Source organism: Mycolicibacterium sp. HS_4_1 (assembly GCF_054515875.1).
The window spans coordinates 2,900,281-2,913,257 of the sequence record NZ_CM137261.1 but is presented as its reverse complement, the minus strand read 5'-3'; the positions used below and the strand labels follow the sequence as shown (position 1 = coordinate 2,913,257).

13 protein-coding genes are annotated in these 12,977 nt (G+C 67.0%); 9 read left to right on the top strand and 4 right to left on the bottom strand.

What is annotated here, in order from left to right; genetic code table 11:
* The first annotated feature begins 33 nt into the window (after positions 1-33).
* From ACX12F_RS13860 to ACX12F_RS13845, 4 genes are read left to right on the top strand one after another with little or no spacing between them, the layout of a single operon-like run.
* The gene (locus tag ACX12F_RS13860) at positions 34-762 is read left to right on the top strand and encodes a (Fe-S)-binding protein (protein WP_459370092.1); all 729 of its coding nucleotides are present in this window, start codon (positions 34-36) and stop codon (positions 760-762) included.
* Positions 759-2,225: a LutB/LldF family L-lactate oxidation iron-sulfur protein gene (locus ACX12F_RS13855; protein ID WP_459370091.1), complete on the top strand. Its 1,467-nt coding sequence runs from the start codon at positions 759-761 to the stop codon at positions 2,223-2,225. Before ACX12F_RS13860 ends, ACX12F_RS13855 begins: the two co-directional genes overlap by 4 nt.
* Entirely contained in the window at positions 2,222-2,839 is a 618-nt protein-coding gene (locus ACX12F_RS13850) for a LutC/YkgG family protein (protein WP_459370090.1), read from the top strand. Before ACX12F_RS13855 ends, ACX12F_RS13850 begins: the two co-directional genes overlap by 4 nt.
* Before the next feature lie 21 nt (positions 2,840-2,860).
* On the top strand, positions 2,861-3,982 hold the full coding sequence (locus ACX12F_RS13845; RefSeq protein WP_459370346.1) for an epoxide hydrolase family protein: 1,122 nt from the start codon (positions 2,861-2,863) through the stop codon (positions 3,980-3,982).
* 1 nt (position 3,983) lies between these two features.
* On the opposite strand, the gene ACX12F_RS13840 is transcribed toward ACX12F_RS13845, so the two are convergent.
* The 3 genes from ACX12F_RS13840 to ACX12F_RS13830 form a co-directional block, all read right to left on the bottom strand.
* Positions 3,984-5,360, bottom strand: a complete 1,377-nt coding sequence (locus ACX12F_RS13840; protein ID WP_459370089.1) for a purine-cytosine permease family protein — start codon at positions 5,358-5,360, stop codon at positions 3,984-3,986.
* Between the two features lie 4 nt (positions 5,361-5,364).
* Positions 5,365-6,249, bottom strand: coding sequence for an EamA family transporter (locus tag ACX12F_RS13835; RefSeq protein ID WP_459370088.1), 885 nt, complete (start codon positions 6,247-6,249; stop codon positions 5,365-5,367).
* A 320-nt stretch (positions 6,250-6,569) separates the two neighbouring features.
* On the bottom strand, positions 6,570-7,391 hold the full coding sequence (locus ACX12F_RS13830) for an acyl-CoA thioesterase domain-containing protein (protein ID WP_459370087.1): 822 nt from the start codon (positions 7,389-7,391) through the stop codon (positions 6,570-6,572).
* Positions 7,392-7,476: 85 nt separating this feature from the next.
* On the opposite strand from ACX12F_RS13830, the gene ACX12F_RS13825 reads away from it, so the two are divergent.
* The 3 genes from ACX12F_RS13825 to ACX12F_RS13815 are packed head-to-tail and all read left to right on the top strand — an operon-like array spanning position 7,477 to position 9,716.
* Positions 7,477-8,391, top strand: coding sequence for a LysR family transcriptional regulator (locus ACX12F_RS13825; RefSeq protein ID WP_459370086.1), 915 nt, complete (start codon positions 7,477-7,479; stop codon positions 8,389-8,391).
* Between the two features lie 5 nt (positions 8,392-8,396).
* A complete protein-coding gene (locus tag ACX12F_RS13820) occupies positions 8,397-9,236 on the top strand; it encodes a serine hydrolase (protein ID WP_459370085.1) in 840 nt (279 codons plus the stop codon).
* Positions 9,237-9,245: 9 nt separating this feature from the next.
* A complete protein-coding gene (locus ACX12F_RS13815; protein WP_459370084.1) occupies positions 9,246-9,716 on the top strand; it encodes an RDD family protein in 471 nt (156 codons plus the stop codon).
* A 10-nt stretch (positions 9,717-9,726) separates the two neighbouring features.
* Here ACX12F_RS13815 and ACX12F_RS13810 read toward each other — a convergent pair whose 3' ends face one another.
* Complete coding sequence (locus tag ACX12F_RS13810; RefSeq protein ID WP_459370083.1) at positions 9,727-11,238, bottom strand: carboxylesterase/lipase family protein; 1,512 nt, start codon at positions 11,236-11,238, stop codon at positions 9,727-9,729.
* Positions 11,239-11,317: 79 nt separating this feature from the next.
* Between ACX12F_RS13810 and ACX12F_RS13805 the strand changes: the two genes are divergently transcribed.
* Together ACX12F_RS13805 and ACX12F_RS13800 are read left to right on the top strand one after the other, a co-directional pair.
* Positions 11,318-12,016 carry a hypothetical protein gene (locus ACX12F_RS13805; protein WP_459370082.1) on the top strand — a complete coding sequence of 233 codons (699 nt, stop codon included), beginning with the start codon at positions 11,318-11,320 and terminating at the stop codon, positions 12,014-12,016.
* Positions 12,017-12,141: 125 nt separating this feature from the next.
* Positions 12,142-12,975, top strand: coding sequence for a class I SAM-dependent methyltransferase (locus ACX12F_RS13800; RefSeq protein WP_459370081.1), 834 nt, complete (start codon positions 12,142-12,144; stop codon positions 12,973-12,975).
* Positions 12,976-12,977: the final 2 nt, after the last annotated feature.

The following is a 12,977-nucleotide window of genomic DNA, read 5'->3' as shown; positions in this document are numbered from 1 at the left end:
CGCACCGGCCGACATCAGCGGTACTGTCGGCCGGTGCGGATAGCCCTGTTCGCGACCTGCCTGGCCGATGCCATGTTCCCGGCTGCCGCCATCGCCACGGTGCGGCTCCTGGAACGGCTCGGCCACCAGGTCGAGTTTCCCGCTGGCCAGACCTGCTGCGGTCAGATGCACGTCAACACCGGCTACCAACGCGAGGCCGTGCCGCTCGTGCGCAACCATGTCAACGCGTTCACCGGCTTCGATGCCATCGTCGCGCCGTCGGGATCGTGTGTCGCCTCGGTGCGCCACCAGCATGCGATGGTGGCGCGGCGCGCCGGTGACGGTCAGCTGGCAGCCGAGGCCGAAGCCCTTGCGGCACACACCTTCGAGCTCTCCGAATTCCTGGTCGACGTACTCGGCGTCGTCGATGTCGGCGCCTACTATCCACACCGCGTCACCTACCACCCGACGTGCCACTCACTACGGATGCTGGGTGTCGGTGACAAACCGCTGCGCCTCCTGCGCAAGGTCCGCGGCCTGACCCTGATCGAGCTGCCCCAGGCCGAGTCCTGCTGTGGCTTCGGCGGCACTTTCGCCGTGAAGAACGCCGACGTCTCCACGGCGATGCTGGCGGACAAGATGTCGAATATCGCCGCTACCGGAGCCGACGTATGTACCGCGGGTGACTCGTCCTGCTTGATGCACATCGGCGGTGGTCTGAGCCGGGTCGGCAGTGGCGTCCGCACCGTGCATCTGGCCGAGATCCTGGCGGCCACCCCATGACCGCGGTATTCCTCGGCCAGCCCGGGAAGGGCAATCTGCGCGGCGACCAGAGCTTCCCGAAGGCCGCCCGGAGCGCGGTGGCCGATGCCCAACTACGCCGCAATATCGGTCACGCTACCGGCACCATCCGCACGAAACGTCTTGCCGCCGTGGCAGAATGCGCCGACTGGGAGCAGCTGCGAGCGGCCGGCAGTGCGCTCAAACAAGATGTCCTGGCGCGGCTGCCGGAACTACTGGAACAACTCGAAGCCAATGTGCAAGCGCGCGGCGGCCAGGTCCACTGGGCGCGTGACGCGCTCGAGGCCAATCGCATTGTCGCCGAGCTCATCCGGGCCACCGGAAGCAGCGAGGTGGTCAAGGTGAAGTCCATGGCCACCCAGGAGATCGGGCTCAACGAGTACCTGGAAGACCAGGGCATCACCGCGATCGAAACCGACCTGGCCGAGCTGATCGTCCAACTCGGACATGACAAACCGAGCCACATCCTGGTCCCGGCGATCCACCGCAACCGGGCGGAGATCCGGGCGATCTTCGAGCGCGAGATGCCCGGCGCCGGCGAACTCACCGACGAACCGCGGGTACTGGCCATGGCCGCTCGCGCCCATCTACGGCGAAAGTTCCTGTCCGCCAGGGTGGCTGTCAGCGGCGCGAACTTCGGTGTCGCCGAAACCGGGACGCTGGCCGTCGTCGAATCCGAGGGCAACGGGCGCATGTGCCTGACCCTGCCCGAAACCCTGATCACCGTCATGGGCATCGAGAAGGTGATCCCACGGTTCACCGACCTCGACGTCTTCATGCAACTGCTACCCCGGTCCTCGACAGCGGAGCGGATGAACCCCTACACGTCAATGTGGACGGGCGTGCATCCCGGCGACGGCCCACAGCAGTTCCATCTGGTGCTGCTCGACAACGGCCGGACACGCGTGCTCGCCGATGAGGTGGGACGCGCTGCGCTGCACTGCATTCGGTGCAGCGCCTGCCTGAACGTATGTCCCGTCTACGAGCGCACGGGCGGGCACGCCTACGGCTCGGTCTATCCGGGGCCCATCGGTGCGATCCTGAGCCCGCAGCTGACGGGGACCACCGGCCACAATGACCCGAACGCGAGCCTGCCGTACGCGTCGTCGTTGTGCGGGGCCTGTTTCGAGGCCTGCCCCGTACTCATCGACATCCCGTCGATCCTGGTGCATCTGCGTGCGGTGCAAGTCGACTCGGAGCGAGGTGGACTGCCGAGCGGACAAGATCTGGCGATGAAAGCCGCCGGCTGGGCGATGGGGTCCGCACCGCGGTTCGGATTGGCGGAGAAGGCCCTTGGCGCCGGTCGACTGGTCGCCGGGAAAGACCACCGCATCAGAAAGTTGCCCTGGCCGGCGTCGAAATGGACGGCCAGTCGTGATATTCCGGAACCACCGGCAGAGACGTTCCGCCAGTGGTGGGCGCGCAACCGGGGCGGCGACCGATGAGTGACGCGCGGGCGGTGGTGCTGCAGCGCATCCGTGCCGCCCTGGGGGCCGATGCGTCGATCCCGGTCCCGGTGCCGCGCGACTACGACCGGCAGCCATCGACCGGCAACGGCGACGTCGAGCGGTTCGCCGAGACGGTCGCCGACTACCGGGCGCAGGTGCACCGCGCCGGCCCTGGCGAGGTGGGAACGATCGTGGCGGCCCTCGTCGGCTCCGGCACCGCCGTCATCCCTGCAGACCTGCCGCGCGACTGGATCGTCGGTGTGCCGACCCTTGTCGACGAGCCACCGGTCGGCCTCGATGTGCTGGACAGTGTTGATGCGGTAGTGACCGGCTGTGCGCTCGGGATCGCGGCGACCGGCACCATCGTGCTGGACGCCGGTGCGGCGCAGGGCCGTCGCGCGCTGACGCTGGTGCCCGACCATCACATCTGCGTCATCCGGGCCGACCAGATCGTCGACACGGTGCCGCAGGCCTTTTCGGCGCTCGACCCGTCGCGCCCACTGACTTTCATCTCCGGGCCGAGTGCGACGAGCGACATCGAGCTGCGGCGCGTCGAGGGCGTGCACGGTCCGCGCATTCTCGACGTGGTGATCGTCGGAGCCGGCCGGTAAGAATGGATCTTCGTGACTGACATTGCACCGTTTCAGATCGCTGTGCCGGACGAGGTCCTCGACGATCTCCGCCGCCGTCTGAGCAATACCCGCTGGCCCGAGGCCGAGTGCGTCGACGGTCAGAGCCAGGGCCTCCCACTCGCCTACACGCGATCGCTGGCCGACTACTGGGCGGACGGCTATGACTGGCGGGCCCACGAAGCGCAGCTCAATCGGTTCGACCAGTACGTCACCGAAATCGACGGGCTCGATATCCATTTCATCCACCAGCGGTCACCGCACCCGGACGCCCTGCCGTTGATCATCACGCACGGCTGGCCGGGGTCGATCGCCGAATTCCAGAAGATCATCGAACCGCTGACCGACCCCACCGCGCACGGCGGACGCGCCGAGGACGCCTTCCACGTCGTGTGCCCGTCGCTGCCCGGGTTCGGATTTTCGGGCAAGCCGACCGCAACCGGCTGGGGTGTCGAGCGCATCGCGCGGGCGTGGGAAGAGCTGATGGTGCGACTCGGGTACACCCGTTACGGCGCTCAGGGCGGCGACTGGGGCGCCGCGGTGACGACGCAGATCGGACGAAACGTCGGGCACTGCATCGCGATTCACACCAACATGCCGATGGGCCGGCCCGCGAAGGGCGCCACCGAATTCACCGCGGAAGAGCAGACCGCACTCGCGGCGCTCAAGCACTACCAGGACCAGGACTCGGGCTACGCCAAGCAGCAGTCGACGCGCCCGCAGACCATCGGGTACGGCCTGGTCGATTCCCCGGTGGCGCAACTGGCCTGGATCGTCGAGAAGTTCTGGTCCTGGACCGATCACGACGGAAATGTCGAGGAGGCGCTGAGCCGCGACGAGATGCTCGATGACGTGATGATCTATTGGGCCACCGCAACCGGCGCGTCGTTAGCCCGGATCTACTGGGAGAGCTTCCGCGTCTTCGGCGGCGGGGAAAAGGTCGAATTACCCACGGGTGTCGCGTCGTTCCCGAAAGAGATCGGACGTCCACCGCGGTCGTGGTGCGAAGCCGGCTACAACATCACCCACTGGACCAAGATGCCACGCGGCGGTCACTTCGCGGCGTTCGAGCAGCCCGAGTTGTTCGTCAACGACGTGCGGGCGTTCTTCGCGACAGTGCGCTGAGTCACGCTGCGCGGACCCGCCGGTAGCCGCCGTAGACGACCAGGGCGACAACAAAGTTCACGAAGTACGCGATGTCGGCGCCGCGCCATGCCACGGCGATGGGGCCTTGCAGCAGCGTGGTGTTCATGAACGGGATCGCCGCGCCGTAGGCCACGACGAATGCGACCAGCGCGGCAACGGCATCCCGTCGCGGCGTCGTCTCGGCTGCGGGATCCACGGTCTGCCGGCCGCGACTGCGGCGCCGCCAGTCGACGATCACGATGGCGGCGAATGCCGGAATCCAATAGCTGATCAAGAGCAACACATTGGTGAATCGGGTTGCGGTGTCACCGGTGTGGAGCCACAGGATCAGCCCGAACGCCAGCGCTGTCACCACCAGTGACGAGGCCGGGCGCCGCACTCGGACGCCCAGCGTCTGCAGGGCGAGGGACCCACTGTAGTCGTTCATCACACCCGAACCGACCGAGGCCAGCGCAATGATGGCCAACGCGACAGCCCCGAGCAGTCCCCCGCCCATGACCGATCGCACGCCCTCCGCGGTCTGGTCGGTGATCAAGCCGCCCGCGGCGATCCCGATGGTCTCGACGAAGACGTACGCTGCGGCCAGTCCGGCGAAGCTGAACGCGAACACCTTTCGCGGCGCGGACTCCGCCGGCAGGTAACGGCTGAAGTCGGCGGCATAGCTGGCCCAGGACACGGCCAGGCTCAGCGCGATGGTCACCGCCAGTACGAACGCTCCGGCGAGGTCCGCACCAGTGGCGCTGGCCGGAGCCACAACCTGATGTCCGCCAACAAGTTTCACGGCGAATACCACGAACGTCGCAAACAGCACCACGGTGAGTACGGCCTGCAGCCGATGAATCAGCTCATAGCCGATGAAGCCGACCGCCCCCTGGACGCCCAACACGATCAGTACCGCAACCCAGAAGGGGATGCCGAGCAGCACAGCGAGCGCTTCGCCCCCGAACAGACCGACCAAGGCGTCCCACGCCACCGACGAGAGCCATTGCAATACCGCCGGAACCGCTATCAAGCCACCGAACGCCATACGCGCACCGGGCAATTGCGCGGCACCGGTGCGCGGACCCAGCGTCGACAGGTAGCCGACCACCAGAGATCCGAGCACCGTACCGACGATCATGGCCAGCATCGAGAGCCAGAAACCTAAGCCGAGTCCACCGATCAGCGCGCCGGTGAAGACACACGACATATTGATCTGCGGCGCGAACCACACGGTGAACAGCCGACCTGGCGTGCCATATCGGCGGTCGGTCGGCACCGGTGCGATGCCATGCGTCTCTACAGACAGGTCGCCGGCGCGGCTGGGGGTACGGCCGGTAAAGGGAGAGGCGTTGAGCGCGGTGGCCGGTGGCGTCATACCCCTATTCGATCACGAGGGCCGGTTCCCGACGGCCAGTCTCAGATGCGGGTCGGACGCCGGCACGCGCCGCGCCGATACCGGCCAGCACGACGAGGGCGATACCGGCGACGGCGGGTAGGCCCGGCACCTGATGCAGGATGAGGAGCCCCAGCACCATCGCGAACGCCGGTTCCAGGCTCATCAGCGTGCCGAACGCCGCAGCGGTGAGGCGCCGCAGGGCCAGCATTTCCAACGTGAAAGGGATCGCCGGCAACAGGATGGCCAAGCCCAGCCCGGCCAGCAGCAGGTGCGGCGTGAGGTGTCCCAAGACCGATGGACCGGCCACCATGGTGACGACCAGCCCGGCAACCGGCATGGACACCGCGAGACCGGTGATGCCGGTGACCTCGTCACCCACGCGTTGGGTCAGCAGGACGTATGCGGCGAGACACGCGGCGGAGGCCAGCGCCGCCAGCACCCCCATGGGGTCGACAGCGGCCGCCCACGGCTCGGTCAGGAGCACGACGCCGGTCCCGGCCATCGACGGGAACAGCAACCGTCCCCGCCCACGCCCCTTGGTCACCGCTATGGCAAGAGGGCCAAGGTATTCCAGGGCGCTGGCAGTGCCGAGCGGAATCCGGGACACCGCCACCATGAACAGCAGGGTAAACCCGGCGGTGGTGATTCCCAGCATGACGCACGACAGGAACGCCGACCGGGTGAACGACGCCGGCCGTGGCCGGACGAACAGCAGCATCAACACACCGGCCCAGGCCAGACGCAGCCAGGCCACACCTGCGGGTCCGAGACCGTCCATCAGCTTCACCGCGAGGGCGGCCCCCAGTTGCACCGACATCATCGACGCGACGGTCATGAGTGCGCCGTTACGGGCCGCTGCGGTGGTCATGCGCTGTATTGAACGGGAGCTCCAACGTTCATGTCCACGTGATAATCGTGGACATATCGTTCGCTATTCATCAACGGATCCGGCGCCAGACCGGACCGATCAGAACGTCGGAACAGACCTGGGGATTGCTCGTCGACCACATCGGGTCAGCCGGCTTCGGCGGCGCCCACGACGGCGGCGCCGTCACTGTCGGCCCCGGAGGCGGCGCCATGGTGGCCGCGGCCGTACCGGAGTATCGACCCCACGGATTGCTCGGTCGGTTGTTGGTTACCGCAGGGGCGCCATCGCTGAACCCTCTGCAGCAGTTCACAATCGGCGCACTAGAGCTCCCGCCTGATCCGGTCGGGGAATCGGCTGTGGCCGAAATCGATCTGCGCGGCCGAATTGCTGACAGCGGTCGTCAGGCCGGTACCGAACGGCCCTGCGCTGTCGTACAACGTGGTGGTGCCGACGGCGATGCCGTGGGCTGCCCAGTGCGAATCCGCCTCGGCGCCGACCCAGGTGTCCTGCGGCAACCGGGACAACGCCACGGTGAGGTCACCGTTGATGTACCCGACGCCGGCGGTGCCCAGATTGGTCACCAGGCTGGTGCCCTCGGCCGCCATGGCAGCCCGGACGAAGGGCGTGTTGGTCTGTCCCTCGATGACGTCGATGGACCGGTTCAGGTAACGCTTGCGGCTGGTGTTCTGGTGATCGGCGATGGCCCGCGTCCAGCCCACGGCATCACTGTTCATGTACGGCGGCAGGCCGTCATCGATCACCGCGGGCGGATCGAAATCTGTTGCGCGGAACCACTCCTCACCCGGCGGCCGCTCGGCGAGCCGGTACTGCACCAGAGTGGCCCGAGCCACGGTGACACCGTCCTGCACCACATCGCACTCGGAATTGCGCACCCGTCGCCCGTCCCGGACCAAGGTCACCGCGGTCGTCGTCGGCACCCCGCGGGCGGCGCGGAACAGGTCGACCGTCAGTCGCGCCGGGAGAAAGTCGGGCAGTCCGAACGCGGCCTCCAGCGCGTGCGCAGCCAATCCCACCACTGCCGGGCCGTTGAGATGGTCTTCACCCCACAGGCTCTGGGCGAATTGGGTCGGCTGCACCCGGTCGTCGTCGATCGGGATGAAGTGGGCAGGACGTGCGGTCATTTTCGGATCGTCGCACATCGGCTAAATATTCATAACTTCGGGCCGGAAGACCCAAAACCGTGCAGATTCCCTGGACAATAGTCAGATGGACACCCGCCGACTGCGCCTACTGCTGGCCTTGTCGCGCCTGGGGTCGATGCGAGCCGTCGCCGAGAACCTCGATCTGACGACGTCGACGGTGTCGCAACAGATCGCCGCACTGGCCAAGGAAACCGGCACTCAATTGATCGAACCGGAAGGACGCCGAGTCAGGCTCACCCCGGCCGGGCAGCGACTGGCCGACCATGCGGTGACCATTCTGGCCGCCGTCGACGCGGCCTGCCTGGACCTCGATTCGGGCGCCGAGCCCGTCGGCACTCTGCGGATCGGCGGGTTCGCCACCGGCATCCGCGTTTCGCTGTTGCCGATCCTGGCGGACCTGACTCACGAGCACCCCGGAATCGACGTTGCCATAAGTGAATACGAGCCCATCGAAGCGTTCGCACTACTTACCGACGATGACCTGGATCTGGCCCTGACCTACGACTACAACCTGGCCCCGGCCTCCCCCAGCCCGCTGCTGGAAGGCTTTGCGCTGTGGTCGATTCCGTGGGGCCTGGGTCTGCGGGCCGACGAAGCGAACGGACCCGCCGAGCTGTCCGACTACGCGGACCGGACCTGGATCGTCAACTCGCGCAACACCGCCGACGAAGACGCCGTGCGTACATTGGGCGCGCTGAGCGGGTTCACCCCGCGGATCGCTCATCAGATCGACAGTCTGGAACTCGTCGAGGATCTGATCGTCGCCGGGTACGGCGTCGGCTTGCTGCCACTGGAGCGGCCTACCAGCGCCGGCATCAAGGTCGTCCCGTTGGCCGGGCCGACGGTGATCCACACGGCCTATGCCGTCACCCGCAAGGGGCGCACGAACTGGCCGCCGTTGCGCGCGGTGCTCGACCGGCTACGACCGGGCGACGGGCCGGTGCCGCTACCGACATGGCCTCGCCCAGAGGCTGTCTGAACGCAATGAGAACCGAGATCTGGGAGGCGACGGGCGTGAAACTGATCAGGGCGGCGCTGGTCGCGACGCTGTTGGCCGGCCCGGTGCTGCCCACCGCGCACGCCGAATGCACCGGCGCCTGCGATGCGCAACAACGCATCGCGACGGCAGATACCTATCTGGCGACCCGGCCGGGCACCGTCGGCTATGTCCTTCGGGACCGGAAAACCGGTGCGGTGTACCGCAATTCGCACGCCGGCGACATGGTCTGGACGGCCTCGACGATCAAGCTCGGCATGGTGGTCGACCTCTTCGCGCGGCAGAGCGCGGGCTTGTTGCGACTCACCGACAACGACATCGCCCTCATGGGCAAGATGCTGCACACCTCGGACAACGATGCCGCGGACACGCTGTGGACCCGGTACGGCGGGCCCGACCACACCATCTTCAACAACGACTTCCCGCATTTCGGCATGACGCGGGTGCAACCACAGCGCGGCTTCGGAGACATGTTCCCCTACTGGGGTTTTCAGAAGTCGACCACCGACGACCTGGACCAGATGGTCAACTACATGCTGACCCGGCTGCGGCCCAACGAGACCGCCTGGATCGTGGGCGCCATGCAGAACGTCGACCCGATTCAGCAGTGGGGTGTCTGGGGCGCCGGTCCCAACATGGCGCCCGGCAACAAGGACGGCTGGTCCGACGAACAGGGCGGTTGGGTCACCAACACCGTCGGATTCGCCGGTCCCGGACAGCGTTTCACGCTGGCTGTCATGAACGCGCTGAACGGCGCCGGTGGCAATGCCGACGGCCAGGCCACCACTACGCGGCTAAGCCAGATATTACTGGCCGATCGGCAGTAAATTGGCGCCATGACCTACGGCGAGTACCCCACCTCCGGCGCTTACGGCGCACCCGCACCGGTGCATCCCGGCGATCTGCTGCCCCGCTTCTTCGCGCGATTCATCGATGGGCTGATCGTCGGGGTGCTGGCGTTCTTCGGCGCCTTCTCGATCGGCTCGATGTCCGACGTCATGGTCACCGGCCTGTTCTCGGGGCTCGGCACGTTCCTCTACTTCGTGTTGTTCGAGGTGGCGGCAGGCGCTACGCCGGGCAAGATGCTGCTCGGCTTGAGCGTGCGTGGGCCCAACGGCATGCCGAAGCCTGATTTCAAGCAGTCGGCCATCCGCAACTCGTTCACCCTGCTCCCGATCATCCCCTGGGTCGGCGGACTGCTCGCGTTCATCGCCTACATCTTCATCGCCGTCACCATCAACGCCAGCCCATGCAAACAGGGCCGGCACGACGAACTCGCCGGCGGCACCCAGGTGGTCAAGAAGTAGGCGACACCGCTCAGCCGTGCACCAGCGAAAAACCCTCCCAGGCCTGACGCTGCTCGGCACGGGGATCGAGTTCCACCCGGGACTTGCGGTCGAACACCAGGACAGCGCGGCCGTCGGCGTCGTACCGCGGCCATCCCTCGCCGGGGACACCCGCGCGGGCGAAGGCCCGCCACCGGTTCTGGACGTCATTGCTGATCCGCAGCGCCGACTTACGGTCCATGGCGGCCGTGAGCAGCGCGCCCAGCGGCGTCCGGTAGACGTCGAAGACCGCCAGCAGTTCGGTGGCGTGCGTAGCGCCCAGACCCGTCCAGTGCAGCGCCGGCGGGGCGTAGTCGTACCGGTAGGCATAGGTGGGCGCGTGGCGCATGTGTGCGCCGGCGATCTCCCACGATGCCGTGCCGAACGCGAAGTCACCGCCGAGCTTGATGCAGGCATCCGCTGACTGCGGGTAGCCCGGATAGGCGCCGGTGATCCGGGTGCGCTGTTCGGCCGGGACATGCGCCAGGATTCGTTCGATCATGGCTTCGTTTGTGGGCAGCAGCTGCATGAACTTGGTGAACAGGCGGCCCTCGTCAGCGTTACTGCCGACGATCAGCGGCACCTTGTGCGCCCGGCCCTCGCGCATCGCGATCATCGGATCCTCGGGCAGGAACTCGGTGCCGCACGCGGGGCCGGCCGGGAAAGCACCCGGCAAGTCGGTCACCGCGCCGTGGATGACCCGGTCCAGCGCTGCCAACAGTTCAGCCGGTTTGGCCGACATCAGTGCCGCGGCACTGTCACGCTTGCCGGCCCCCAGTTGTTCGGCGAAATGCTCGGCGAACCGGGCGGCGGCGCCGGGCGAACGCACCATGCCGCTGGCCGGGCTCTCCGCGATCGCCTGGTGGAAAAGGCCTTTCGCCTGTGGCACCGCCAACAGCGTGGCCACGGCGTGGGCCCCGGCGCTCTCGCCGAAAATGGTCACGTTGCCCGGATCCCCGCCGAACACCGCGATGTTGGCCCGCACCCACTTCAGCGCTGCTACCAGATCGCGCAGGAAGAGGTTGTCGTCGAAAGGGTGCTCCGCGGTGGCCAGCGTGGACACATCGAAGCAGCCGAGTGCGCCGAGCCGGTAGTTGACGGAGACGAAGATGCAGCCGCGACGTGCCAGCGCGGCACCGTCGTATATCGGGGTCGCGGAACTGCCCATGATGTACCCGCCGCCGTGGATGAAGAACATGACCGGCAGCGGCTCGCCGCTGTGATTCTCGGGCGTCACCACGTTGAGGGTCAGGCAGTCCTCGCCCATCGGCTGGTACTTGCCCACACTCAGCATGGTGTATTTGCGCTCCTGCGGAGCGCAGTAGGTGAATCCATGGCAGTGGCGCACACCGCGCCAGGGCTGCACAGGTTGCGGAGCCCGGTAGCGCCACGGACCCACCGGGGGCCGCGCGTAGGGCACGGACCGCCACCGGTGCACACCGTCGCGGGTGAAGCCCTCGATGGTTCCGCTGTCGATGGTCACGCGGACGGTACGTTCGTGCATAAATGGACACTATCGAAAATCTGTAATCATCGGGGCGCCTGAACCGCGTGTTGCGGGACCTCCGGTTACCCTGGCGGGCATGCGATTTCCGGTGGTCCTGGCGGCATGTGCCCTGGTTGCGGGTTGTTCCGCCACGTCGGAGGAGCACCGACAGCCCGGCGTGGCGATCTCGGAGCCGTCGTTGTCGGCCGCCGCCCCGCCGAGTCGTCTCCCGACGCCGGCCCCGAAAGCGGTCCCCACCACGCCACCGCCCGCGGGCGCTCCCGTCGCCGATGTCATCGCGTGGGTGGAGGCCGGCACTCCGGCCGACCCGGGCGGCTTCCATTCGGCCACCCGGGACGGGACCGCCACCAACCTCGGCACCGACATCGCGTTCACCACTTCGTCGGGCGCCAACTGCATGACCGACAAGGCATTCAGCGGCGCCCTCGCCTGCCTGATTCATCTGACCTCCCCACCACCGCAACCGGCCGACACCTACGGCCACTGGGTCGGCGGCTGGGTCGACTTCGAGGGACCGACCGCTGAAGTCGGTTCGATTCACGGCGATCCGGGCCGCTTCAACACCGGCACCGGACCCAAGCTGAAAGACGGCCAGAGCCTGCGGTTCGGCGACTATCAGTGCCGCGCCGACGCCACCGGGCCGGTCTGCGTGAACTACGCGCGCCGCACCGCGGTCCGATTCAGCAACGCCGGTATCCAGACCTTCGGGTGCCTGACGCCGGTGCTCCCCGCGCCCGATGGCTTCGGCTTGAAGTTCGCCTGCACCACCGCGTGAGCGGTAAGTGAAATACGGTCGCGGGCGAACCGGGCACCGTCCGCGGTACTCCGGTGCGAAAACCACTGGGTACTAAACGTTTTGGACAAAACGTTCAGCCCGGATGGTGGCGTATGGTCGGACCCATGGGAGTAGCTGTCACGTCGCTGACGCCTGTGGAACGGACCGCCCTGCTCACGGTGTACGCCAGGGCCCTGGACAACCGCAAGACGCCCTCGATCCTCCGCGACACCTGGGCGGATTCGGTGGTGGCGGCGATCGACTATGACTTTGCCGCACTTGGAGTTCAGACCAGCGTGGTCTGCCAGACCGCGCTGCGTGCCAAGATGCTCGACGACCGCGTGCGTGCATTCACCGCATCGAATCCCGATGCGGTCGTGGTCGACCTGGGCGGTGGCCTCGACAGCGGCTTCTATCGGGTGGCCCCGCCGCCGACGGTCGATTGGTACTCCGTGGACCTGGCCGGCATCTCTGCGCTGCGTGAGCAGCTGTTGCCGGCAAATCCGCACTCGCACACGGTGGTGGCATCGGTGGCCGAACCGGACTGGGCCGCAGGGATTCCCGCAGACCGTCCCACCATGCTCGTGGCAGATGGGCTGTTCGCGTTCCTGACCGAGCCCGTCATCGCCGGCGTGTTCCGCAGCGTCACCGAACACTTCCACCGCGGCGAGCTGGCGTTCAACGACTACGGACAGTTCGGACCGATCAGCCTGGCCGCATTCAAATACCTGCCGCAGAAGATGTTCAAAGACGTTGGCAGCCAACTGGGTTATGCGGGTTTCAAAGACGCACGGCATCCCTCGAGCTGGAATCCTCGAATGCAACTCATCGAAGAAGCCAGCCTGGCCCACCAGCCCGAGGTCGACCTGTTTCCCCAAGTTCTACGGATCGCCACCCGGCTGACGGGACGCACCCGTGCCGGCGCGCGGAAGGCCCGAATCCTGCGTTACCGCTTCTGAAC